The sequence below is a fragment of the Chryseobacterium populi genome, from assembly GCF_000282115.1.
Lineage (GTDB): Bacteria > Bacteroidota > Bacteroidia > Flavobacteriales > Weeksellaceae > Chryseobacterium > Chryseobacterium populi.
Genome location: NZ_AKJY01000101.1, coordinates 25,925 through 50,362 on the forward strand (window position 1 = coordinate 25,925; position 24,438 = coordinate 50,362).

Annotated in this window: 21 protein-coding genes; 10 read left to right on the top strand and 11 right to left on the bottom strand. The window is 36.3% G+C overall.

From position 1 onward, the window contains the following. Positions 1 to 25 precede the first annotated feature (25 nt). The 7 genes from lat to PMI13_RS18450 form a co-directional block, all read right to left on the bottom strand. Positions 26 to 1,351 (bottom strand): L-lysine 6-transaminase, encoded by a 1,326-nt coding sequence (lat, locus tag PMI13_RS18415; protein WP_007846564.1) that lies wholly within the window; start codon positions 1,349 to 1,351, stop codon positions 26 to 28. An 80-nt stretch (positions 1,352 to 1,431) separates the two neighbouring features. Then, positions 1,432 to 2,982: an L-piperidine-6-carboxylate dehydrogenase gene (gene amaB, locus PMI13_RS18420; RefSeq protein ID WP_007846568.1), complete on the bottom strand. Its 1,551-nt coding sequence runs from the start codon at positions 2,980 to 2,982 to the stop codon at positions 1,432 to 1,434. A 481-nt stretch (positions 2,983 to 3,463) separates the two neighbouring features. Then, positions 3,464 to 3,652, bottom strand: coding sequence for a hypothetical protein (locus PMI13_RS18430; protein WP_007846571.1), 189 nt, complete (start codon positions 3,650 to 3,652; stop codon positions 3,464 to 3,466). A 353-nt stretch (positions 3,653 to 4,005) separates the two neighbouring features. Beyond that, positions 4,006 to 4,872: an SPFH domain-containing protein gene (locus tag PMI13_RS18435; RefSeq protein ID WP_007846573.1), complete on the bottom strand. Its 867-nt coding sequence runs from the start codon at positions 4,870 to 4,872 to the stop codon at positions 4,006 to 4,008. 156 nt (positions 4,873 to 5,028) lie between these two features. Further along, entirely contained in the window at positions 5,029 to 8,307 is a 3,279-nt protein-coding gene (gene ccsA, locus PMI13_RS18440) for a cytochrome c biogenesis protein CcsA (RefSeq protein ID WP_007846575.1), read from the bottom strand. A gap of 227 nt (positions 8,308 to 8,534) precedes the next feature. Continuing rightward, positions 8,535 to 9,116 carry a Crp/Fnr family transcriptional regulator gene (locus tag PMI13_RS18445; RefSeq protein ID WP_007846576.1) on the bottom strand — a complete coding sequence of 194 codons (582 nt, stop codon included), beginning with the start codon at positions 9,114 to 9,116 and terminating at the stop codon, positions 8,535 to 8,537. 60 nt (positions 9,117 to 9,176) lie between these two features. Next, positions 9,177 to 9,821 (bottom strand): cysteine hydrolase family protein, encoded by a 645-nt coding sequence (locus PMI13_RS18450; protein ID WP_007846578.1) that lies wholly within the window; start codon positions 9,819 to 9,821, stop codon positions 9,177 to 9,179. A gap of 311 nt (positions 9,822 to 10,132) precedes the next feature. Here PMI13_RS18450 and PMI13_RS18455 point away from each other — a divergent pair, with 311 nt between their 5' ends. From PMI13_RS18455 to PMI13_RS18470, 4 genes are all read left to right on the top strand, one after another. Continuing rightward, entirely contained in the window at positions 10,133 to 12,652 is a 2,520-nt protein-coding gene (locus PMI13_RS18455; protein WP_007846580.1) for an FtsK/SpoIIIE family DNA translocase, read from the top strand. 76 nt (positions 12,653 to 12,728) lie between these two features. Further along, positions 12,729 to 13,376 (top strand): LolA family protein, encoded by a 648-nt coding sequence (locus PMI13_RS18460; protein ID WP_007846581.1) that lies wholly within the window; start codon positions 12,729 to 12,731, stop codon positions 13,374 to 13,376. Positions 13,377 to 13,498: 122 nt separating this feature from the next. Continuing rightward, complete coding sequence (locus PMI13_RS18465; RefSeq protein ID WP_007846582.1) at positions 13,499 to 14,956, top strand: LptF/LptG family permease; 1,458 nt, start codon at positions 13,499 to 13,501, stop codon at positions 14,954 to 14,956. A gap of 133 nt (positions 14,957 to 15,089) precedes the next feature. Continuing rightward, complete coding sequence (locus PMI13_RS18470) at positions 15,090 to 15,734, top strand: hypothetical protein (protein ID WP_007846583.1); 645 nt, start codon at positions 15,090 to 15,092, stop codon at positions 15,732 to 15,734. A 103-nt stretch (positions 15,735 to 15,837) separates the two neighbouring features. Here the strand turns inward: PMI13_RS18470 and frr are convergent, their stop codons facing one another. Both frr and pyrH read right to left on the bottom strand, forming a co-directional pair. After that, positions 15,838 to 16,392: a ribosome recycling factor gene (gene frr / locus PMI13_RS18475; protein ID WP_007846585.1), complete on the bottom strand. Its 555-nt coding sequence runs from the start codon at positions 16,390 to 16,392 to the stop codon at positions 15,838 to 15,840. 112 nt (positions 16,393 to 16,504) lie between these two features. Then, a complete protein-coding gene (pyrH, locus tag PMI13_RS18480) occupies positions 16,505 to 17,212 on the bottom strand; it encodes a UMP kinase (RefSeq protein WP_007846588.1) in 708 nt (235 codons plus the stop codon). A gap of 167 nt (positions 17,213 to 17,379) precedes the next feature. Here pyrH and porQ point away from each other — a divergent pair, with 167 nt between their 5' ends. The 5 genes from porQ to PMI13_RS18505 all read left to right on the top strand — a co-directional run bounded on the left by porQ (position 17,380) and on the right by PMI13_RS18505 (position 20,441). Next, entirely contained in the window at positions 17,380 to 18,372 is a 993-nt protein-coding gene (gene porQ / locus PMI13_RS18485; protein ID WP_007846589.1) for a type IX secretion system protein PorQ, read from the top strand. Positions 18,373 to 18,434: 62 nt separating this feature from the next. Then, a complete protein-coding gene (gene cmk, locus PMI13_RS18490) occupies positions 18,435 to 19,109 on the top strand; it encodes a (d)CMP kinase (protein ID WP_007846590.1) in 675 nt (224 codons plus the stop codon). A 95-nt stretch (positions 19,110 to 19,204) separates the two neighbouring features. Further along, on the top strand, positions 19,205 to 19,552 hold the full coding sequence (locus PMI13_RS18495) for a YtxH domain-containing protein (protein WP_007846591.1): 348 nt from the start codon (positions 19,205 to 19,207) through the stop codon (positions 19,550 to 19,552). 79 nt (positions 19,553 to 19,631) lie between these two features. Next, entirely contained in the window at positions 19,632 to 19,940 is a 309-nt protein-coding gene (locus PMI13_RS18500; RefSeq protein ID WP_007846592.1) for a phage holin family protein, read from the top strand. A gap of 3 nt (positions 19,941 to 19,943) precedes the next feature. Next, positions 19,944 to 20,441 carry a hypothetical protein gene (locus PMI13_RS18505; protein ID WP_007846596.1) on the top strand — a complete coding sequence of 166 codons (498 nt, stop codon included), beginning with the start codon at positions 19,944 to 19,946 and terminating at the stop codon, positions 20,439 to 20,441. 76 nt (positions 20,442 to 20,517) lie between these two features. Here PMI13_RS18505 and PMI13_RS18510 read toward each other — a convergent pair whose 3' ends face one another. Next, entirely contained in the window at positions 20,518 to 21,243 is a 726-nt protein-coding gene (locus PMI13_RS18510; protein ID WP_034670144.1) for a TrmH family RNA methyltransferase, read from the bottom strand. On the opposite strand from PMI13_RS18510, the gene tamL reads away from it, so the two are divergent. Beyond that, complete coding sequence (tamL, locus tag PMI13_RS18515; protein ID WP_007846601.1) at positions 21,229 to 23,829, top strand: translocation and assembly module lipoprotein TamL; 2,601 nt, start codon at positions 21,229 to 21,231, stop codon at positions 23,827 to 23,829. The genes PMI13_RS18510 and tamL overlap by 15 nt on opposite strands. Here the strand turns inward: tamL and PMI13_RS18520 are convergent. Beyond that, entirely contained in the window at positions 23,826 to 24,437 is a 612-nt protein-coding gene (locus PMI13_RS18520; RefSeq protein WP_394330401.1) for a SanA/YdcF family protein, read from the bottom strand. The genes tamL and PMI13_RS18520 overlap by 4 nt on opposite strands. Position 24,438: the final 1 nt, after the last annotated feature.

Genomic DNA, 24,438 nt, shown 5'->3' on the forward strand with positions numbered 1-24,438 from the left:
TTTCCAAAATTACAAATCCTGAGTTTTAAATTTTGTTAATAGTGTTTTCAATTTTGTCTAAAGCAAGCTGAATTTCTTCTTTTGAAACATTCAGGTGCGGTCTGAAACGAAGTGACTGATCACCGCATCCAAGGATAATGAGACCATCGTTAAAAAGCTCATTTCTTACATAATCCCTTTGCTCTCCCGATGGCAAATCTATCGCACACATCAACCCTCTTCCTCTTGCATTGGAAATTTTGTCAGGATATTTCTGAGCCAGGTTTTGTAAACCATTTAATAAATATTCTCCGACAACCCTGGCATTCTCCACCAGGTTTTCTTTTTCGATAATTTCCATCACCAATTGGAAACGGAGCATATCAATAAAGTTTCCTCCAAAGGTAGAATTAATCCTTGAGCTTTCTCTGAAAACATTATTCGGAATTTCATCGAATTTCTCTTTATTGGCTAAAACACCGCAAACCTGAGTTTTTTTTCCGAAAGAAATAATATCAGGTTTTGCACTGAAATGTTGGAAAGCCCACATTTTTCCTGTGATTCCTATTCCGGTCTGCACTTCATCAAAGATCAGCAATATTTCATTCTGATCACAAACTTTTCTTAATTCAACAAAAAACTCATCTCTGAAATGATTGTCTCCACCTTCAGCCTGGATGGGTTCAATGATGATACAGGCCACTTTATCAGGATTTGAAAGGATAGCTTCTTCAATGTGCAGTAAAGCCATTCTTTCGTTTTTAATCGTTTCTTCTAAATTTCCTTCTGTAATGGGGAAATTCAGCTTCGGATTAAGGATTCTCGGCCATTCAAACATTGGGAAATATTGATATTTTCTCGGATCTGAAGTGTTTGTTAAGCTTAAAGTATAACCACTTCTTCCATGGAATGCCTGTCTGAAATGAATACAGATTCCGGCTTCAGTCTGAAGTTCTTTTTCAAAATTCTTACGGGTTTTCCAGTCGAAGCATGCTTTCATCGCATTCTCAACCCCCAGAGTTCCGCCTTCGATAAAAAAGGCATATTGCAATTCTTCAGGAATAACCACTCTTTCAAAAACCTCCAGAAAATGGGCATATTCTTCTGAATATACGTCTGCCAGTGTTGGCTTATTGACAGCCATTTTGCCTAGCCAAGCAGATTTTTCAACAATATAAGGGTGATTGTACCCTACAGATCCGGATCCGAACATTGAAAACATGTCTAAAAATTCTCTGTCAGTAAGCTTATCGTAAAGCCATGAACCATGAGATTTTTCAATATCCATTACGAAATCGAAACCGTCTGCGAGAACGTGTTTTCCTATTGTTTCTTTTACCTTATTTGCCTGTATATCTAATGTGTGTTCCATATTTTTGTGATTGAAAGATTAAAGACTGAAAAATCAAGAGATTCAATTTTCCAATCTTTAATTGAGTTAAATGTTTAGTTTTAAAGATCAAATTTAATTCCCTGTGCTAAAGGAAGATTGGTTGTATAATTGATAGTATTCGTTTGTCTTCTCATATAATACTTCCAGACATCCGAGCCTGATTCTCTTCCGCCACCGGTTTCTTTTTCTCCTCCGAAAGCGCCACCGATTTCAGCTCCTGAAGTTCCGATGTTTACATTGGCAATTCCACAATCTGAGCCTGCATGAGAAAGGAATAATTCAGCTTCTCTTAGGTTTTGTGTCATGATCGCAGACGATAATCCCTGAGGTACATCATTCTGGATTGCGATCGCTTCATCCAATGTTTTGTATTTGATCAGATATAGAATGGGTGCAAAAGTCTCATGCTGAACAATCTCATATGAATTTTTCACTTCGGCAATACATGGCTTTACGTAGCATCCGGACTCATAGTCTTTGCCACTTAAAGTCCCCCCTTCCACGATGAATTTTCCACCTTCTTTTTTACATTTTTTGATAGCCTCTTCATATTGGTTTACGGCATCGGTATCAATAAGCGGTCCTACATGATTGTTTTCATCCAGCGGGTTTCCGATTTTTAACTGTCCATACGCTTTTACCAGTCTTGTTTTTACTTCATTATAAACACTTTCATGAATGATCAGTCTTCTGGTAGAAGTACATCTCTGCCCTGCTGTTCCTACTGCTCCGAAAACAGCACCGATGATAGACATATCAATATCCGCATCTTTAGAAATGATGATGGCATTGTTTCCTCCTAATTCAAGGATTGATTTTCCGAATCTTTCAGCTACTTTGGAAGAAACCATTCTTCCGACTCTTGTAGAACCCGTGAAAGAAACCAAAGAAACACGTTTATCATCTACTAACTTCTGCCCGATCTCATGGTCGGAAACCAATACACTTGAGATTCCCTCTGAAAGATTATTGTCTTTTAGCACTTCAGCCATGATATTCTGACATGCAATGGCACAAAGTGGTGTTTTTTCTGATGGTTTCCAGATGGTAACGTTACCACAGATCCATGATAAAGCTGTATTCCATGCCCAAACGGCAACAGGAAAGTTAAATGCTGTGATGATTCCAACAATTCCAAGCGGATGGTATTGTTCATACATTCTGTGCCCTGGTCTTTCAGAATGCATCGTGTAGCCATGAAGCTGCCTTGAAAGTCCTACAGCAAAGTCGCAGATATCGATCATTTCCTGAACCTCTCCTAAACCTTCCTGCAATGATTTGCCCATTTCATAAGAAACAAGCTTTCCTAAATCATCTTTATATTCTCTTAATTTTAATCCTAGCTGTCTTACCAGTTCTCCTCTTTTGGGAGCAGGAATCAATCTGAATTCCTGAAATGCTTTCTGAGCAGATTCAATTACCTTGTCATAATCACTTTCCCCGGAAGTCTTAATCTTAGCGATCAATTTTCCATCTACGGGAGAAAAACTTTCTATGGTTTTTCCTGAAGCAAAATACTTCCCACCTGTAGAGGTTCCTTTATTTTCATTCTTAATACCCAGATTTTTGAGGCTTTTTTCAATCCCAAAATCCTTTACTTTTTTAGACATAAATGTTACTTTTCGTTTATGCTAAAGATAAAAATATTATGTGAATCCCAAAATTTTAATTTTTAAGTTTGTTTTTTATTTGGACTAATTATAAACATGCTTATCTTTGTACTAGTAATTTTTTTAATTTCAGAAATGGAAAATCCACAGGAAAATAATTCAAAGTTTAAAAAATGGTTTAAACGTGTCGGCTGGGCCGGATTTGCTTTTTTTACCATTAAAGGTTTAATTTGGCTTGTTATATTCTACTTCGGGGCAGATACGCTTCAAAGTTGTATTAAATAAAAAAGCAGAGAATTTCCTCTGCTTTCTTTTTTGGACAAGGTTTAACTGAATTATTTTTTCGTCTCCTTCCTTCTTCTTATTATTAAAAATCTTTTGAACTTGTTATCTCAATTATATTGTTTTTATTTTTTAATATTAACAAAACAATAGAGCCAACCGGTTACAAAACTATCTTTTTACATCTTTCCATATAAAGCTATTCATTCTTTTTTCTTCCCGATTCCACCAGTTTTTGATGCAACAAATATTCGATCTGACCGTTCACACTTCTGAATTCATCATTTGCCCATTTCTCCAGAAGCTTATACGTACTTTCATCTATTCTTATAACGAAGGATTTTTTGCCTTTATTCTCAGGTGATCTTGGAGTTTTTTCAGATTTCATTTTCTTGATTTTTAATAATTTATTTTAGCAGGAAGCTTAAAAGTCTTTCACCGCAATAAATTTTTTCATTAATTCCCCGTTGTACATTTTTGAATCCTGGTATTTCGGAAATCAGTGAAACGCCTTTGTTTATCCTGGTTTAAAGAAGTTAAATCAATTCTTCGTCTTTCTTTGCGCTTATAATCACAAGGCTAAATAAGTTTTTTTTGAATAAAACAATTTTTAATAAAGATAAACAAGGCATTTTGTTTAAAAAAGTAAAACAAAAAAACACATCTAATTAATTATCAGTTAATTAATTTTTATTTCAAAATATACAACTGATTATTAACTTTTGTTTTAAATTTCAGGTCTTAGTTGTAGAGTGTCCCTGCATTTAGAATCGGGGTAGCCGCTTTTTCCCCGCAAAGCACCACCATTAAATTGCTTACCATTGCCGCTTTTCTTTCATCATCCAGCTCAACGATATTTTCTTCAGATAGTTTTTTCAAAGCCAGATCAACCATTCCTACAGCACCTTCCACAATTTTTGTTCTTGCCGCAACAATGGCCGTAGCCTGTTGTCTCTGAAGCATTGCTCCTGCAATTTCGGATGCATAGGCAAGGTGTGAAATTCTCGCCTCCTGAATAACAATTCCTGCTTTTGAAAGACGGTCGGTAAGTTCCTGCTCCAAAATAGAGTTGATCTTATCTCCACCTTCCCTTAAGGTAATCGGAGCATGGTCATCTTCTAAATTGTCATACGGAAAGCTCATTGCCAGATGACGTACCGCAGCTTCACTCTGCATTTTTACAAAATCCGAATAACGCTCTACATCAAAAGCAGCCTTATAGGTATCTCCTACTTTCCAAACGATTACCACTGCAATTTCTATAGGATTCCCCATTTTATCATTCACCTTCAAAGTCTGTCCCTGTAAGTTTTCAGAACGGAGCGAAATTTTTTGTGAAGAATATAAAGGATTGATAAAAAACAGTCCGTTATCTTTTACTGTTCCTACATACTTTCCAAAGAAGTTTAATACTCTTGAATGATTAGGCTGAATAATCATCAATCCCTTCAGGAAAAAAAACGATGATAAAAAGCAAATCAAGGCTAATACAACGAAAGTGATATTTTGATCTACTCCATTTATAAATAAATAAACTGAGGCTGCAAACAGGATTAAACAAATAACCAGTGTAATGTAGCCGGACATAGGCTTTAAGATTTTTTCCATAGATATAAAGTTTTATGTGATATTATTTTGATATCATAAAGATATGTATATTTTTTAAAGCGGCAATTTTTTAATAGGATTATTTCTTAATTAACTTGACAATAAAAAATCCCGGAAAATAACTCCCGGGATTTGTTTTTTTATAAGGTATCGCATTTATTTTTTATTCAGTTGCTTAAACTTAAAGTAAGAAACAGCTGACAAAGCAATCATAGTTGAAATTCCGATGTACACCCAAGCCGGAACCGGAACCGGATCTCCTGCTGCGTAAGAGTGAAGTCCGCTTAAGTAATAGTTTACTCCGAAATACGTCATTACCATTGAACAGAAAGCAAACATGGTTGCCACATGGAACGCCCATCTGCTTCTCAATCCCGGAACCAGTCTCATGTGCAAAACAAAAGCATAAACCATAATGGAAATAAAAGCCCATGTTTCTTTCGGGTCCCAGCTCCAGTATCTTCCCCATGATTCATTAGCCCAGATCCCACCAAGGAAGTTTCCTACGGTTAATGCGAAAAGCCCGATGGTAAGAGACATTTCAGAAACGATCGCCAATTCTTTTAAAGTAGTATCGTGGTGTAATTTATAAGCCGGCTTATTTGAGATAATAAAGAACACCAATGAAATAACTGCAATAATCATCGATAAGGCAAAGAAACCGTAACTTGATGTGATGATGGCAACGTGTACGATCAGCCAGTATGATTTTAATACCGGAACCAATGGCGTAATCTGAGGATCAAGAGCTGAACCTCCGTGTGCAAATCCCATCATGATAACAGCCACCATAAATCCTGCCGCAGGAATTAATGCATTTGCATTTCTGTATAACAATAACCCGGCAGAAATCCCTACCCATGAGATGAAAATAATAGCTTCATAACCATTACTCCAAGGGGCATGGCCTGAAATATACCATCTTGCCACCAATCCAAGGAAATGAAATAGATATCCTACCAATCCTAAAACGATAATAACTTTAATGGTTTTATTTAAAATTTTGTTGGGTTTGAACAATTCAACAAAACCTAAGATCAATAATAGCCCACCGATTATGGTATAGAAAATTAATAATTTGAAATTGATATTCACTTTATTCATGAAAACTTCCAAATCAACTTTAGATTTTGACGGTACTACGCTTTTCCCCCATTTCTGCTGATAATCTGAAAGCTTCACCAGCTCAGCATCCGCTTTGCTCCAGTCTCCCGATTTCTGAGCTGCCAAAGCCTCGGCAAAATAAGGCCCCATAACCTGCTGAGACTCCATGTCCGGTTCAAACTTCTGATCCAGCCATGAATGCCATGTGTGGTTGGCATCATTTTTTACAGGTACAATTCTCATAAACTGGCCACTGAAAAACTCATTAAAGATCTGAACTCTTTCGTTTACAGAAATAATTTCTTTATCATAATTGGTCTGTTCAGACGGTTTCTTACGGAAAGCTATATTGTAATCATGTTCCAAGATATACGTAAGGTTTCCATTTGCATCAGCCGGAAAAAGGTTCATTAATGAAGTATATCCTTCATCATTCGCCTTGGTCTTCTTCATGAGTTCATCTCCGCCTTTAGTTCCTACTTTAATAATCGGAACCATCGTCCAGCTTGGTGTATCTGTATTAATAGATAAGAACCATTGGTTGGCTGAAAGAGATTTTCCGTCGGTTCCTTTAAACTCATCTTTTTTGTATAACTTTCTTAAAACATCAAGAGCTTCAGTATTGATCGGAACAATTCTTCCCTCAAAATTCTGTACCAGAAGATACCCGAATTTATCTGCATGCTCTTTGCTTATTTTATTTCTGCCAATAATTTCATCTGCAGAAATCATTCTCATTTTAGTCAGTGGCTGAGCCAGAGAATTCTGTTGCGGTGCCGCCTGAGGTTGGGTTTGCGTTGTTCCCATTTCCGGAGCTGCATCATGGGTATGCCCATCTCCTTCTACATGAATGTGTTCCCGGCTTCCGTCTGTTGTTCCATGTGTTTCGATTTTCTGAGCGCTTAATCCTAAGCTTAAAAGCAATAAAACAACCGTTGCCGTTTTCTTTTTGCTAACGTTGGTAAGCAATTTATTCAGCTTCCAGAAGTGAGTTCCTTTCCAGAAGAAAATAAAGAACATTCCTCCAAACAGCAATGTATACCCTATGTAAGAGATCAGAGTTCCCCAATAATCATGGTTTACAGAAAGTACGGTCCCCATTCTGTCCGGATCAAAACTGGCCTGGAAGAAACGGTATCCACCGTGATTAAGAACATTATTCATATAAATTTTATAAGGCGTTTCTTTTCCGCCGTCAATTATTTTCACATGGCTCTCATAAGCGCTTGGAGATGAACTTCCCGGGTATGTTTCCATCACAAAATCGTCCAGCTTTAATGCAAAAGGTGTATTGTAAACTTTAGGACCAAATCCCACCATAATATTCAATCCATCCATCGTTACCTGTTTGTAGGCATTCGGATTTCCTTTTTCTACAGATAAGTCTACCAGTTGCTTTGTTTTTGGCCCCTGAATTTCAACAGTCAGCATGTCTGGAACAGCCTGGTCTTTCTTTCTGTCACCTTCAAAAGCCAATAGTTTTCCTTTTTTAAGACCTTCAGGTACCACTAGCTTCAGTTCGTTGATACTGTATAAACTTCTCAAAACCAAAGGCTGGAATTCATCTTTTTTAGTATTTCCTGTTGCCTGTGTAGCCATCGTCATAAAACTTGCATCTACAGGTGTTTTAATCAATAATTTTCCACCTTCATTTTTAAACTCAACAGCTCCTTCAATTGCTCTGTTGAAAGTCACCAGTGTTCCGTTGATCGATTTTGTTTCACCCGGCTTGATATAAATATTCTGTCTTCCGGTTTGTCCTGTTGATACCAGATGCAAGTATTCAGCACCATTGGCATCAGCAATTAAGCTGTCTTTTTTTCTCTGAACATATTCTTTTGCCACAACCTTTACTTCTTTCCCATGAAAATCATAAGTGGCATTAAAATCTTTATGCAAAGGTGACATCAGGTAAGGAACATCCTGATAATTAAGAACATCACCCTTTTCTTCAATCTGAATCTTAAAGAAGTTCTTATCTGTTACAATTTCATTGGAAGTTTCCCCTTCCCTGATATGCATTGTTCCTTCAAAGCTGATGTATCTTGTAATAGCACCACCGATGAAGATAAAAACAAAGGCAAGGTGAAAAACCAAAACCGGCCATTTTTCTCTTTTCCAGAGTCTATATCTTCCGATATTTCCGATGAAATTCAGAATAAGCAAAAACATGATTAATTCAAACCATTTTGCTTCATAAATTAATGCTTTAGCTGTAGGTGTTCCGTAATCGTTTTCTAAAAACGTTGCATAAGCCATTGCAAATGCGAATATCAGCAATAATACAGCCATTGTTCTGGTTGAGATAAGAATATCTTGGAGCTTCTTCATATTTTTTTACTTGACATGCAAAAATAAGGATGATTAAGTAAAGGGTCGATAAAAAAAGCTGTTTTTTGTCATTTTGAAGCCCGGAACCGTTATTTTGAAACATTCTTAATAATAAGAAAAACAATGCAGAAAAAACAATTTTTAAAAGCAGGAAAAAACAGATTTATAATGCCTATCTGCCTGATTGAGACCGTCTATTCAAATTTGATAAAAAATGACACCAAAAATCACTTTTCCAATGATATCTTTTTTCTGATTTTACTCAAAAATTCATGAGAAATCCCAAGATATGAAGCCACCTGCTGTTGGGTGAGACGTTGCTCCAGATGAGGGTATTTTTCTAAGAACTCAAGATAGCGTTTATCAGCTGTTTTATGCATTAATGACAAAATTCTTCTTTGAAGTGCAACAGATGACTGCTGATTCATGATCCTGAAAAGCTTCTCTGTCTGAGGTATCGTCTGATACAACCGTTCTTTTTCTGTCTTTGAAATCATCAATACCCCGCTGTCTTCCAGAGCTTCAATATTTAATATGCTCGGTACATGATGAATAAAGCTGTCAAGGTCTGTAATCCACCATTCTTTAGTTGCAAAATACAAAATCTGCTCAAAGCCGTCTTCCGTTAAAAAATAGACCTTAAAACATCCATCAATTACAAAACCTTCAAAAAAACAATATTCACCTTTCCTTAAAACAACCTCTTTCTTTTTAAAAGTTTTCAATTCAAAAGGTTCAGAGAAATCTTGAAATTCTTCTTTGGAAAGATGAATATATTTGTTGATGTATTGATGAAGCAAAGTGAGCATAAAGCTGTTTTAGTTACCATAAAGATACCGATAACTTTCAGTATCTTTATTTATTTAAACTTATTTTATGTTTATAAAATTATCGGTATTGACAATATCAGCATAAAGGTTTCCTAAAGCCGAAATTCCTGCCAGAAATGATCTTTGAACTTCTGATGCTTTTACAATCTGGCCGTTCAGTTCTCTGTCTCTGGTTGCTGTTGCATCTCCGACGATGGTATTCCTGAAACCAAAATCAAATGCAGCCCTGGTTGTAGATTCTACACAAACGTCTGTCATCATTCCTGTAATAACAAGATTTTTGATCCCTTTTACCTGTAAATATTCCAAAAGATCTGTTTCCCTGAAACTATTGGGATAATACTTTACAATTATTTTTTCATCTTTTTGAGGTTTCACTGAAGAATTGATTTCGGCTCCTTCAGTATCCGGCAGGAAGAAAGTTGCGCCTTCATTGGTTGCAATATGCCTGATGTGAATGACCGGAAGATTATTCCTTCTGAAATATTCCAAAACCTTTCGGGCTTTTTCACCTGCCTCCTCTGCTCCTGTCAAAGTCATATTTCCACCTTTGAAATAATCATTTTGTACATCGATAATTAATAATGCTGTGTTTTCCATGTTTTTCTTTTTCTGTGCGTTAACCGGTGATAATGAAATTAAAGTAAGACATACTGTCAAAATACATTTGAATACATTTTTCATTTTTTTGTAAAATTTTATATGACAAAATTAGGCACATGAAAAATCCTGACATTTGAACTAGTTCAAAAAAATAATATAAAAAATATTTTTCATCAGATAAAGATAAAGGGTGATAGATTTGCTCTCTAAATTAAAGAACTTCGGCTGAATATAAATCATTCATTACAAACTCATTCAGAAACAGAATGAAGGATAAATTATTAATAAACAAAATGAATTTTCAAAAAAATAAGTATAAATTACCATTTCTTTTTGAGTAAAAAAGATTCTTTTAATGTTGAAAAAACATTAAATTTGCCCACATTGATATTATGGATAAAAAGACACAAACCAAACAGCAGGAATCGTCTGAAAAAGGCAAAATCTTATCGAAACCCCGTATTTTTTTCGGGCTTATATTTATACTTTTTTCTGTAGTTCTTACCTTTTCGTTTATATCCTATCTGGCGAACTGGAAAGCAGATCAGAGTCAGGCCGGAACGATGCTTGACAAAGGGATAAAATCCTCAAATATTTTTGGAAAACTAGGCGACTGGTTGGGGAATCTTTTCATTTTTGAAAGCATAGGAGTTGCTTCTTTTATCATTGCATTTCTTTTTCTTGTTTTCGGAACCCTGATTCTGAAGAAAAAGACGTTTAAGCCCTGGAAAACCGTAGGACATTCATTATTCTTCATCTGCTGGCTTCCCGTTTTATTTGGAGCCATCACCAAGGGACAGGGTGTTTTAGGCGGTGTATACGGATACCAGATCATGGATTATCTTAATGCCATTATCGGAGCCGTTGGTCTCTGGGTGGTATTGGCAGCAAGTATCCTTTTATATTTCATTTTAGAATTCAATCTGCGTCCGAGCTCAATTAAAAACAAATTGAATGAGATCAATGAAAACACCATCGGGAAAGTAAAATCAATGATGCCTAGCTCTGATGAGAATTTCGAAGCCGATGAGGAGCTGGAAGAAGAAAGTAAAGAAAACGGGTCCAAGATTACGGTAACTGAAATAGTGGATACACCTGCAAAACCACAGGAACCTGTAAGTGTTCCTAAAGGTTTCCCTGAAGTTCCTGTTTCTACCAGCCTGGAAACAATTTCTACCCCTAACCAGACTTCATTTGATGATGAAAAAAATGCATCTCAATCGCTTAACCTGAATCTTAATACCAAACCAGGCATTCCGGTTTCAACCCCTGAGCAGGCTTTTGATATTAAACCTTCCCCAACAGCCCAGGAAAATATTAAATTCAATGTTGAGGTTGCTCCAGTAGTTGATATATTGGATGATTCTGACAGAAAATCCCAGGAACTGGTAGAAAAGCACGGTCTTTACGATCATAAACTCGATCTTCCCAATTTCCATATGCCTCCTGTTGATTTATTAAAAGATTACGGAAGTGAGGAAATATCTATTAACAAAGAAGAGTTAGAAGAAAATAAGAATAAGATCGTAGGCCTTTTAAAGAATTTCAACGTTGGAATTGCTGAAATCAAAGCTACGATCGGACCGACCGTTACCTTATACGAAATTGTACCGGAAGCCGGAATACGTGTGGCCGCCATTAAAAAGCTGCAGGATGATATCGCCCTGAACCTTTCTGCATTGGGAATAAGGATCATCGCACCAATGCCTGGAAAAGGAACCATCGGGATTGAAGTTCCGAGAAAAAACCCTACCATGGTTTCCATGCGTTCTGTGATTGCTTCACAAAAATTCCAGAATACGGATATGGATCTGCCTGTTGTTTTCGGAAAAACCATTTCCAATGAGATCTTCATGGCCGATTTATCAAAAATGCCGCACTTATTGATGGCCGGTGCTACAGGACAAGGAAAGTCGGTGGGTATTAATGCCATTCTTACTTCTCTTCTTTACAAAAAACATCCGAGCGAACTGAAATTCGTCATGGTAGACCCCAAAAAGGTTGAGCTCTCATTATACTCAAAAATTGAAAGACATTATCTTGCCAAGCTTCCGGATGTAGATGAAGCCATTATTACAGATACCAATAAAGTAATCAATACACTGAATTCTCTTTGTATCGAGATGGATACAAGATATGACCTTCTTAAAAATGCTTTCTGTAAAAATTTAAAGGAATACAACAAAAAATTCACGGAAAGAAAATTAAATCCGGAAAACGGACATCGTTATTTACCTTACATCGTTTTGGTGGTTGATGAGTTTGCAGATTTAATTATGACTGCAGGAAAAGAGGTTGAATTACCTATCGCAAGATTAGCCCAATTGGCAAGAGCAGTAGGAATTCACCTTATTGTCGCAACACAAAGGCCTTCCGTAAATGTGATCACAGGGATGATTAAAGCCAATTTCCCGGCAAGGGCAGCTTTCAGGGTGATTTCAAGTGTAGATTCCAGAACGATTCTGGATTCTACGGGAGCTGATCAGCTGATCGGGAAAGGTGATATGCTTTATTTTAACGGAAATGAAATTTTAAGGCTTCAGTGTGCTTTTGTAGATACTCCTGAAGTAGAAAGAATTGCTGAATTTATCGGTGAACAGAAAGGATATGCGTCAGCATTTTTACTTCCGGAATATGTTTCTGAAGATTCTACAAGTACGGTAGGAGCATTTGACCCGAATGAAAAAGATGCCCTGTTTGAAGAAGCGGCAAGAATCATTGTTTCTACCCAGCAGGGATCAACTTCCATGCTTCAGAGACAATTGAAGCTGGGATATAACAGAGCCGGAAGAATTATGGATCAATTGGAGGCAAGCGGTATTGTTGGCGGATTTAATGGCGCTAAAGCCAGAGAGGTTCTGATCAGCGACCTTCATTCTTTGGAACAGTTTTTGGAAGACCTGCGTAGTTAAAAGGAAATTCAACGTGAATTTAACTTTTGAAAGTGAAGAATGTCTAATGTTTACAGGTTATTATAAAAGTAAAAAAATGAAAAAAATTATTTCAAAAATTATATTAGGTGGTTTTGTTATCGGAGCAGTAGGTTTAGCCAATGCTCAGAAAATTGATGCAAAAGCAAAAAAGATCCTCGATGATATTACAGCCAACTATAATTCTAAAAAGAACTCATATTTCAAGTTTTCTTTCGGAAGTGGTACAAATGAGCTTGTGGATAAAACAGAACCCGGAATTTATTATTCTGCAGGAGACAAATATAAGTTGAAAATAATGGGCACAGAACAGATTTTTGACGGAAATAAAATCTACAACATCAACGCTGAAGACATGGAAGTAACCATTGCAAAACCTAATGGCAGCAGCTCGATGTTCTCTCCTATCAATTATCTTTCTACTTATAGAAATGATTATAATGTAACTTATAATGGTAAGAAAAAAGTAAATGGCATTAATGCTGATTTTATCAAACTTACCCCAATCAAAGCAAATGGGATAAAATATGTTTATCTTTTTGTAGACTCTGTAAAAAAGCAGATGGTAAAACTGGAACAGCACGGAAATAATAAAGATGTTGCCGTAATTGCCATTAAGGAATACAAAGAAAACCAGGAACTGGATCCGAATATGTTTGCATTTGATAAGAATAAATATAAGAATTACGTAATTACAGAATTATAAAAGTGATTAAATCAGAAGCAAATCTCACGTTTTATGATTTTCCATTTTTACATAATGATAAAAAAATAATAAAATATAAAGTCACAAAGAAAACTTTGTGGCTTTTTGATTAATTTTGGCGAATGTTAAAAATACTAGACCGATATATCATAAAGACCTTCTTTGGGCCATTTTTCTTTATATTCAGTGTATTGTTTTTCATATTTATTGTAAACATTATCTGGGTTCAGTTAGGGCAGTTTATGGGAAAAGGATTAAACTACTGGCAAATCATTAAGCTCCTGTTCTATCTGGGAGTAAGTGTTATCAGTATGGTACTTCCTCTTACCATCCTTCTGGCAAGTATTATGTCTTTCGGTGAATTTGGAGAGCGGTATGAGCTAGCAGCCATGAAAGCTGCAGGAATTTCGCTCACCAGAGTAATGGTTCCCCTCCTGGGAGTTACTGCGATATTATCGATTATGCTGTATTTCTTTTCAAATAATATCATTCCCGATTTCCAGAGGAAAGCCAAGAATATGCTCTTTAATATTGCCCAGACAAAGCCGGCCCTGAATTTCACACCCGGCCAGTTTATTGATCAGATTCCGGGATATATGGTGAAATTTGATCAGATTTACGGAGCTAATGACGAAAATATTGATGGTGTTTTTGTTCATAAAAAAGCAACGAGCTACGATAACCAAAGAACCATTGTTGCGAAAAAAGGAAAATTCGTTCAGGCTGTAAACAAAAATTATTTAAAGCTTGTTCTTTATGATGGATATGTTTACGAAGATAATTTTGCCGGAAAAGGTGAAAATGTTCGTTTAAAACAACCCGATCAGGCAATTAAATTTGATTCTCTGACTTTGCATTTTGATGTGAGTGACCTTATTAATAAAGCTATTGAAGAAGAACAGATTACGGATGATTACCGTTTCCAGACGTATAACCAGTTGAATAAAACGATCGACATCAATAAAAAAGAAAACGACAAGTTTTTCACAACGGTTACTTCAGATGTTCTGAACCAAACCAATTCTGTTGTAAGCTATATGGATAAAAACAATAAGTCCAAAACACCTGCAAAGCTTCAGATGAAACTTGATACCGTAAAAACGGATAAAAAAATGGAAATAGTCTATAATGCCTATAACCGTTTAGATAATTTAAAGTCTATGCTCGACGGAAAAACCAATGATTTTAAGCCTAATATAAAATATTTCAGTAAGGTGGTCATTTACCAGCAAAGGATACTCTCCTATTCGTTTACCTGTATTATTTTCTTTCTAATCGGGGCCAGCTTAGGGTCTATTATCAGGAAAGGAGGTATGGGAGTTCCTGTAATTATCGCTATCGTTATTTTCATCATCTTCTATGTGATTAATGTAGGAATGGAAAATATGGCATGGTCCGGAAAGTTAAATCCTTACCTCGCGGCCTGGCTTCCTAATATGATTCTTTTTCCTTTTGGAGTAATTATGACTTATAAAGCACTTACAGATTCACAATTGTTTGACGCCGAGAAATATAAAGCTTTCTTAAAACCGATCACAAAGCGGTTTAGCAAGAACAAAGAACATAAAAGATATCAGTAATAAAAAGATCCGGAAATTCCGGATCTTTTTTTGTTTTTAATTTTTAAATTTACGAAGGTCTATAAGTTATAAATGAGGACTGATAAATACTCAACAAAATATTTAAACAGTAATTTCCCAATCTCTTAATCTTATGAAAACTTCCTTATTCCTTCTAAGCCTAGTTTTTATTACTTCCTGTAAAAATGAAACGAATAAAACCGTTGATCAGAATTCTGCTGCTGCAGATACACTGACTTTCGGACCCACAAAGGCCTCTTCTGTGAAAGAAAATAAAATACTGACCGTAGAGGATATAAAAAAGGAATACGGTATTCTTAACGGTGAACTCAGCAAAGGAAAACTCGATTCCCTGAGTTTTAAATATGAGTGTGACGAGAGATCAGGAGAAGTTACTTTTTATTCCGATAAAGAAGGCCTGAAAATTATAAAGCATTTTTATGCGGAATACAGTCATTTTTCTTCCGTTGAAAATTATTTTATTAAAAACGAGACTCCCTTTTTCATTTTAAAAGAAGATACATCCTGGAGCTTCGACGACGGTACTCCGGAAAAACCGGAAACAAAAGATGATATTATTGAGCAACGCATTTATTTACAAAATGGCAAAGCGATAAAATGCCTCGAGAAAAACTACATGGTAAAGTCCAGTGGCTCCAGTCCTGATCCCGGTAAAATCCTTAATAAAGAGATACAGTGTTCCGGTGAGGAGTTATTGAAAACGTATGGGTTGCTGTTGAAGAGTAAGGAGAAAAGAGGTGAGATCAAATGCCTGTAGAAAACATTATTTAAATGTCAGCTATTCTTTTCCAGAAATAATTACGTAAAAAAAGAGACCATCAAAAAACAGTCTCTTTTATATTTTCTTCAGTGCCTGAAAATTATACTTTCATAATTTCAGCATCTTTTATTTTAAGATGATCGTCACAAAGCTTCACATATTTATCAGTAAGCGCCTGAATATCTTCTTCCACTCCTTTTATGACATCTTCAGAAACTCCTTCCAGCTTTTTAAGTTCTTTCAAACCTTCCTGTCTCGCATTTCTTACAACGATTTTGGTTTGTTCAGTTTCACTCTTAGCCTGTTTTGCCAGTTCTTTTCTTCTTTCCTCTGTTAAAGGCGGTACATTAAGGATAATGTTTTCCCCGTTATTAGAAGGTGCAAAACCTAAATTAGAGTTAATAATAGCTTTTTCTATCGCATTAATAGCTGTCTTGTCCCAGGGCTGGATAGAGATGGTCATTGCATCCGGAACAGAAACATTGGCAACCTGGTTGATAGGAGTCGGCGCTCCGTAATATTCAACCATAACATCCTGCACCATAGATGTAGAAGCACGTCCCGCTCTGATTCTTTGAAATGCATGATCCAAATGTTTTATAGCCGCGTCCATGTCCTGCTTTACAGTTTCTACTATAAGATCTAATTCTTCCATTATATATTTAAAATTTGATAGGTTACACATTAATTATAAATGATGATCAATAATTGGTAAATGATGAATAATAAGCAATGGGTAATTGTACAAATCCCTGTTGCCTATGTGATTACAAATCAACTAAAGTACCCACATTCTCCCCTTCTACAATTTTCACTAAGTTCCCGTCCTTATTCATATCAAATACGATGATCGGTAATTTATTTTCGTGGCTTAAGGTAAATGCCGTCATATCCATCACTTTAAGGTTCTTTTCAAAAACTTCATCAAAAGATAAAGAATTATATTTTACAGCACCTGCATTCTTTTCAGGATCACTGTCATAAATACCGTCTACTCTTGTGCCTTTCAGAATAACATCCGCTCCTATTTCAATTGCTCTTAAGGTAGCAGCTGTGTCAGTAGTGAAATACGGGTTTCCTGTTCCGGCCCCGAAAATAACCACTCTTCCTTTTTCAAGGTGTCTTACTGCTCGTCTCTTGATAAAAGGTTCAGCTACTTTATCCATTTCAATGGCAGACTGAAGCCTTGTTTTAATTCCTGCATCTTCCAATGCACCCTGAAGAGCCATTCCGTTGATAACAGTGGCCAGCATCCCCATATAATCTCCCTGCACCCTGTCCATTCCTTTCGCAGCACCTGCTACACCACGGAAAATATTTCCTCCTCCAATTACAATGGCAACCTCACAACCTTTATCTACTACTTTTCTTATTTCAGCTGCATATTCCTGTAGCCTTTCATTATCAATACCATATTGTCTGTTCCCCATTAAGGCTTCACCACTAAGTTTTAGAAGGATTCTTTTATATTTCATCTTTAATTTTTAATAATTTTTTTAATAGGGTTGGTTTCCCTGAAATTTGACTTTGCAAATATAATCATTAAAAATATTGGAAAAAGAAAAATATTAAGTGTAAATAATGTTTGAAATATTTTGATACGTACGAAAAAGGATTATTTTTGCATTAATTATAAATTGAATTGAAGAAAATTGTCATTCTTTCATTATTTCTGTCAGGAATTGTTTCTTATGCACAAATGGGAACAAATGTTTATCCGTTCTTAAACATCCCGGTATCTGCCAGACAGGCTGCATTGGGCGGAGATGCAATTACTATAAGAGATTATGATGTTTCCTTTGCTATTGCAAACCCGGCTCTACTCAATAAAGATTCAGACAAACAGCTTTCCGTTAACGGTGCTGCTTACCTTGCAGACTCAAAATACGGAACGATAGCTTTTGCCAAAGACTTTGACAACGGCCATATGGCTACCATCAATGCACGGTATATGAGCTATGGCGATATTCCGAGGACTGATGAAAGTGGTTTTGAAAACGGCCAGTTCAATGCTTCGGATGTTGCCGTCGGAGCAGGATATGCCTATCAGTTTGAAGAAGACTGGACAATTGGTGGAGGAGTCAATTTTATCACATCAAAAATCGACACCTATACTTCATCCGCAATCTCAGGAACTGCGGGAATTACTTACCATAATAAAAAAAGCAAAGAAGTAGCGTCATTGGTCTTAAGAAACTTCGGCTATCAGTTTAAATCTTTCAACGGAACAAGAGAAAACCTTCCATTCCGGGTAGATTTGGGATATACGAGGATATTAAAGGCTATTCCGCTCGCCATTACCATTACAGCCCATGATCTGCAGCAGTTTGATATTTCCTCGGAATACAACGTCAATGGTCAGGAAGTGAATGTTGGCAGAAAAATTCTGGATCACTTTTCTATCGGTGCCGAATTGTTCCCTGAGAAAAACTTTAATATCAGACTGGGATACAATGCAAAAAGAGGAAATGAGCTTGCCGTAGCAGACCAGAGAAACTTTTCGGGGCTTTCCGGAGGGTTTGGAATTAAAATTTCAAAATTCCGAATTGATTATGCCCATGTAAGATACCATAACTCTTCCAATGTCAATCAAATAGGCATTTCTATGGACCTTAGCAGCCACAGGGGAGAATAATTTTTTCACTAATTAACTTTCATTATTCTTGGTTTTTTAAAAAAAATCTTGAAATTTGCGGTATGAAAAAACCTGTAATCGCTATCGACGGGTACTCGTCTACTGGAAAAAGTTCAATATCTAAAGTCATTGCCGATAAGCTTGACCTTATTCATCTGGATACAGGTGCTTTATACAGAGGAGTTACATGGTTTGCCCTTCAGCATTGCGCAGATGAGAACGGTTCAATCAATCTTGATCAGCTTTTTTCCTCTTTAGGCCAGATTGAACTGGAGTTTAAGAATGATGAAGGAGAATTGGTTCTTTACCTTAATCATGCGGATATTTCAAAACAAATCCGTTCCAATGAAGTTTCTGATAATGTAAGCCTGGTAGCCAAACAGAAAGAAGTAAGAGACTTTTTGCTACAATCCCAACGCAGCCTGGCAGAAAAAGGCGGAATTATTATGGATGGACGTGACATAGGGACAGTAGTTCTGCCAAATGCTGACTTTAAGTTTTTCCTCACGGCAAGCATTGACGAAAGAACTAAAAGAAGATACAATGAGCTCCTGAGCCTGGGGATTGAAGCAGATGAGCAACAGGTAAAAGAAAATCTTATTGAGCGTGACAAGATCGACAGCGAAAGGGAAATTGCCCCTTTAAAAAAAGCAGATGACGCCATTGTCATTGATAATACCCACCTTACCAAAAAGGAAACCATCGAAGTGATGCTGTCTTATATTGTTAAGATTTAACATTTTTTAATAGGACACACACCTTATTTGGTATGTTAATTGTAATCTTTTGTAGAGTAAAAACTAATATTATTAACTATTAAAAAAAACGAAAAATGTCTAGAAAAAACAATACAGCAGGTATATTAGCAGGACTTCTTGCAGGTGCAGCAGCAGGTGTAATCTTAGGTATGCTTTATGCTCCCGAAGAAGGAAAAGAAACCAGAAAAAAAATAAAGGATAAAGCTAACGATCTTAAAGATCAGGCTAAAAATAAATACGGAGAAGTTTCAGAAAGAGTAAAAGATCAATATGGAAACATTTCTTCCACTTTCAAGGAAACGGCAAGCAATGTAGCTCATACTGTAAAAGACGGATATGATAAATATAAAGATCAGATCGTTTCTAAAACTACAGATGTTGTAAGAGATGTGGAAACAGAATTAAATGATCTTAAAAAATAATAATTTCAATTAATTTTTAAATTATAGAAGGGACTTTGCGCATTAAAGTTCCTTTTTTTGTAACTTTATAAAAAAACAGATGATAGAGACTATTAAAGAATATGCATCTAAAAGAATAGATCTGCTTAAAATAGAAGCTACTGAAAAGTCATCACTTTCTGCAGGAATTATTACCTACCTTATCATATTGCTCGTTGCTTTTGCCTTTTTTATTATCCTATTTAATTTCGGGATAGCATTCCTTATTGGCAGGGCTTTAAATGATACCTCATATGGTTTTCTGATTGTTGCAGCATTTTACCTGCTGATTATGTTTTTTGTCATTGCGTTCAAAAAAAGAATTGTAAATTCTGTAGCAGATCAGGTTATTAAATTTTTAAATCATTAAACCATGGGAAGAAACTACGAAAGTTTGGAAGAACTAAGGAGAAAGAAAAAATTACTGAAATCTGAAATCGGTGATCTGGAAAATCTTCTTACTTTTAAAAATACCAAAGAAAGCCTGAGTGCTTTTACCAATGGTTTAACAGATCAGTACCTGCAGGAAAAGGTAGATGAAGACGGTGATGAAAGAGTGGTTTTGAGAAAAGATGTCATTGCAAAACAGCTTACCTCTGAAGTTAAAGATATTCTGATCAGTAAAAACACGGCAATGGGAATTGCAAGTTCAGCATTCAGCGGCAATGCTTTAGACAGTATTATCAGATTAGGTGCTACTGCATTGGTTGGAAATTATGCAAAAAAAAATATGCGCAGCTCCAACTGGAAGAAAAAAATACTCGGTGCAGCCATGATCTACCTTGCTCCTATTGCACTCAAGTTTATCAGGAAAAAGCTTGAAAGCTATCAAAAGAATAAAAGCGTTTCCAGTATGGAACAATTGATATAGAAGCTAAAAAATCAGAGGCCGGAAATTAGTTTAAACCATTGTATAATCAGGTTTCAGCTGATTTCCGGCCTCTTTTTTATTTGGAAAACAGCTGGCCAAGAATAATTCCTGCCGCCATTGATACATTCAGGCTTTCTGTAGATTGGGAATTTCCGAATCTTGGTATGCTTATGCTTTTATAAAGTAATTCCTCCGTTTCCGGCCTCATTCCGTTTCCTTCGTTTCCTAAAATTAAATTCATCTTCTGAGGCTTTTCAAAACGATAAATATTTTCCCCTTCCATATCAGTTCCGATATTGACATTCTGTGTCCCCGAAAGATATTCCACAAGATTACAATACACCATATTCACTCTTGTAAAAGATCCCATACTTGCCTGAATCACTTTAGGATTATAAAAATCAACCGTGTCTTCACTACAGATGATCTGCTCGATTCCGAACCAGTCGGCAAGCCTGATGATGGTTCCTAAATTTCCGGGGTCCTGAATTCCATCAAGTACTAATTGAATATCCAGGTCTTCCGATTTTTCCTCCGGATTAAGATAACATATAGCCACGGAATCTTTAGGAGTTTTAAGGAAACTGATTTTTTTCAACTCATTATCAGAGATATGAGTAACCGAAATATCCTTACGGTCCAATTTTTGCGGATCGGTAGATAAAATTTCTTTAATTTTAAATTTAGAATTGAAAAGTTCACAAATGATTTTATTACCTTCAACCAAAAACAAATTGTATTTTTGTCTGAACTTCTTTTTATCTAAAGACTGTAAAATTTTTATTGTATGAGCTGTAAGCATTATAAGAATTCTCCTCAAAAATATTATAAAATTATATCATTTGCAACATTTGTTGGTCTCCTTTATGCTTGTAGTACCACTAAAAAGGTTCCGGATGGTCAATATCTGCTTACAGAAAATAAATTTGAGTTCGAAGATAAAAAACAGGCTTTTGACAGTGAATTAAAGGGTTATGTTCAGCAAAAACCCAATAAAAAGCAGTTTCTTTTTATGCCGTTAAGTTTGTGGCTGTATAATGCCGCCAACCCTAAATACGACACCATCCTTAATGAATACATGACCTATCCGAGGGAAATGAGGACCCAAAAGCTGAGAGACTCCCTTTTTATTAAATATAATATGAAAAGCAGTGTAGGAAAAAGCCTGCTTTTAGACAGGTTATATCACAACTGGGGTTCTCCGCCTGTTATCCTGGATGAAACAAAAGTTGAAAAAGGTGCCGAATCAATTGAAAAAAGACTCACCTATAGAGGCTATTGGGATTCAGAAGTTAAATTTAAAACCAAGCTGGATTCTGCAGCAAAAAAAGCAGCTGTAACGTATTACATCACCCATAATGATCCTACTTATATCAAGGAATATTACTATAACATTCCCGATCTGGTAGTTAAAAATATCTATCAGCAGAAAATCCATGAAACACATGTAAGGGCCGGGCAGGTACTTGACCAGACTGTTCTTGAAAAAGAAGTAAACAGGATCAATGATCTGATGAGGGATTACGGATATTATAAATTTAATAATTTCAATGATGAGATTTATTTCGTAGCCGATTCCCTGAAAAGCAGAAAACAGGTTCCCCTTACCCTTGAAATCCATAAAGACTCTCTTAACAAGGCTTATAAAGTGGCTACGATAGGTAATATAGACGTTGCCATTGTTGACGAAGCCAGCGATTTCCCTAAAAATACAACCAAAGACAGCCTGAGAGGTATACGTTTTCATAAAATGAATAATCAGTATAAAACATCATCAATATGGAGATCCATTATTGTAGGCCATAAACAGGTTTATGATCAGAAAAAACTGGATCTTACCAAAAGGAATATCCTGTCGATGAATAATTTCAGTATTTTGAAAGCTAAGGATTCTTTGCGGCGAGGTGGCGGAATGGCTCCAAATGACAGTATTATTGATGTTTTATATCTATTAAAGCCCCTTCCGAAATATGAGTTAAAAGTAGGAACTGACGTCAATTATTCCCAGCTTTTAAATCTTGGGGTTTCACCTTCCGTGGATCTTACCACAAGAAATGTCTTTAAAGGTGCAGAAAACCTTTCAACAAGCCTTTCCGGAACATTCGGCTCTATAAGAAGTACAAAAGATATCAGTAAAAGAATCCTGGCCTATGAAATATCTGCCCAGGCTTCCCTTAACTTCCCAAGATTATTGCTTCCTTTTAATTATTACAAACTGATTCCGAAACGATACAGCCCTACTTCGTCTATCGTTCTGGGAGCAGCAATACAGAATAATATAGGCTTGGGAAGAATAAACTTCAATACAGGGTTGAATTATCTTGCTACAGTAAATGACAAGGTATCACACAGGCTGACATTGTTTAATACACAGCTGAGTTTAACTAAAAATAAGGATGCTTACTATGATTATTTTGTCAATGACAATATCATAAGAAAAGAGGTTTTTGAAAGCTACTTTGCTTATAACCCTTCAGCCGGACAGGCGTTCAATTCCGGGCAGACAACCATTGACCAGGTTTCACAGCAGATTGTTGAGGATATGGGATATGTATCTACTCTTGATCAATCCGGAGCCAATCGTCTCGTTGCATTTTTGGGGACATTGGTTAATAAAGACAGACAAACGCAGGATGTCCTTATTTCTTCCATGATCTATAACTTTGTTTATAATGAAATCGGAAAAAAAGATTACCCAAATTCTTTCTATTTTAACGGAAAAGTAGAGCTGGCAGGTAATATTTTAAGCATCTTTAACCAGCGAAGGGATGATGGCGGGGTTATTACGAGCCCGCAGAGAACTATCTTCGGAGTTCCTTATGCACAGTTTGTAAAGTTTGACTTTGATGTAAGAAAATATTTTAAGTTCAACGGAAACCAGACCCTGGTTCTTCGTCAGTTTGTAGGAGTGGGAATACCTTACGGAAACTCTACTTCCATGCCGGTGATCAGGTCTTATTTCAACGGTGGTTCAAATGATATCAGGGCCTGGGTAGCATTCGGAGGCCTTGGTCCCGCTGATTCTCAGGTTGATGAAAGAGTTCGTACCTATATGACCGATAATTTAAAACTGACTACCAATATTGAATACCGTGTTCCGTTTAATGATATGTATGAAGGGGCCATTTTCACAGATATCGGTAATACCTGGAGTCTCCGTAATTATAACGACGGATACGGAGATGAGTTTAAATTCAATAAGTTTCTGGGTCAGGTGGGTATCGGTAGCGGATTCGGATTAAGGGTAAATGTAGCCTATATTACCTTAAGGCTTGATTTTGCCTATAAAATTTATGATCCTAATAAACCTGATGGTGACCGATGGAGATTTAAGGATTTCCAGCCTTTCAAACCTACCCTGAATATTGCTTTCGGATATCCTTTCTAATCCGGGGAAATTCCCAAAAGAAAATAAACTACAGCAATCACTCTGGCAAGTACTTCTCTGGTTTGATTTCTGTAGAAGCTTTCAGGCTTTGTCACATCCTGCGCATCAAAACCTAAAGCATTCATATTATTATTTCTGGCAAAGAATAAAGCCCGGAGATTATGAAACCCTTGTGAAACAATGATCACATTGTTTTCTTTGTAAACATCTTTACACCGGAGGATGCTTTTATAAGTATTAAATCCTTTCGGGTCTTCAACAATGATTTCTTCAGGAACCCCTTCCTGGTAGATCAGATAGTTTTTCATAGCCGCAGGTTCATTGTAACCCTTACTTTTTTCACCGCTTACAATGATCTTTCTGATTTTCCCGTGGTGATAAAGCAATGCCACCGCATCCATTCTTTTTGTAAAATACGGGTTCGACGCTCCGGATCTCATTTTAGGGGAAGTCCCCAATACCAAGGCAACCTCCCGGGGCGGAATCTTTGATATTTTAGTATATGTTCTTCCGTTGGTCAAACCAAAAACCCAGGCATTAGCCAGGCATATCAACAGAATACCAATTTCTGCTGATGAAATAATAAGACGGTATATGTTTTTTACAATT

What these genes read in the sequence shown, in the direction of transcription:
- tamL (WP_007846601.1), top strand. Translation starts at nt 21,229, where the DNA reads ATGAGCTGTAAGCATTATAAGAATTCTCCTCAAAAATATTATAAAATT.
- PMI13_RS18460 (WP_007846581.1), top strand. Translation starts at nt 12,729, where the DNA reads ATGAAAAAAATTATTTCAAAAATTATATTAGGTGGTTTTGTTATCGGA.
- PMI13_RS18470 (WP_007846583.1), top strand. Translation starts at nt 15,090, where the DNA reads ATGAAAACTTCCTTATTCCTTCTAAGCCTAGTTTTTATTACTTCCTGT.
- amaB (WP_007846568.1), bottom strand. Translation starts at nt 2,982, where the DNA reads ATGTCTAAAAAAGTAAAGGATTTTGGGATTGAAAAAAGCCTCAAAAAT.
- PMI13_RS18455 (WP_007846580.1), top strand. Translation starts at nt 10,133, where the DNA reads ATGGATAAAAAGACACAAACCAAACAGCAGGAATCGTCTGAAAAAGGC.
- PMI13_RS18450 (WP_007846578.1), bottom strand. Translation starts at nt 9,821, where the DNA reads ATGAAAAATGTATTCAAATGTATTTTGACAGTATGTCTTACTTTAATT.
- frr (WP_007846585.1), bottom strand. Translation starts at nt 16,392, where the DNA reads ATGGAAGAATTAGATCTTATAGTAGAAACTGTAAAGCAGGACATGGAC.
- PMI13_RS18465 (WP_007846582.1), top strand. Translation starts at nt 13,499, where the DNA reads ATGTTAAAAATACTAGACCGATATATCATAAAGACCTTCTTTGGGCCA.
- pyrH (WP_007846588.1), bottom strand. Translation starts at nt 17,212, where the DNA reads ATGAAATATAAAAGAATCCTTCTAAAACTTAGTGGTGAAGCCTTAATG.
- PMI13_RS18500 (WP_007846592.1), top strand. Translation starts at nt 19,632, where the DNA reads ATGATAGAGACTATTAAAGAATATGCATCTAAAAGAATAGATCTGCTT.
- PMI13_RS18510 (WP_034670144.1), bottom strand. Translation starts at nt 21,243, where the DNA reads ATGCTTACAGCTCATACAATAAAAATTTTACAGTCTTTAGATAAAAAG.
- cmk (WP_007846590.1), top strand. Translation starts at nt 18,435, where the DNA reads ATGAAAAAACCTGTAATCGCTATCGACGGGTACTCGTCTACTGGAAAA.
- PMI13_RS18445 (WP_007846576.1), bottom strand. Translation starts at nt 9,116, where the DNA reads ATGCTCACTTTGCTTCATCAATACATCAACAAATATATTCATCTTTCC.
- ccsA (WP_007846575.1), bottom strand. Translation starts at nt 8,307, where the DNA reads ATGAAGAAGCTCCAAGATATTCTTATCTCAACCAGAACAATGGCTGTA.
- PMI13_RS18430 (WP_007846571.1), bottom strand. Translation starts at nt 3,652, where the DNA reads ATGAAATCTGAAAAAACTCCAAGATCACCTGAGAATAAAGGCAAAAAA.
- PMI13_RS18495 (WP_007846591.1), top strand. Translation starts at nt 19,205, where the DNA reads ATGTCTAGAAAAAACAATACAGCAGGTATATTAGCAGGACTTCTTGCA.
- PMI13_RS18505 (WP_007846596.1), top strand. Translation starts at nt 19,944, where the DNA reads ATGGGAAGAAACTACGAAAGTTTGGAAGAACTAAGGAGAAAGAAAAAA.
- lat (WP_007846564.1), bottom strand. Translation starts at nt 1,351, where the DNA reads ATGGAACACACATTAGATATACAGGCAAATAAGGTAAAAGAAACAATA.
- PMI13_RS18435 (WP_007846573.1), bottom strand. Translation starts at nt 4,872, where the DNA reads ATGGAAAAAATCTTAAAGCCTATGTCCGGCTACATTACACTGGTTATT.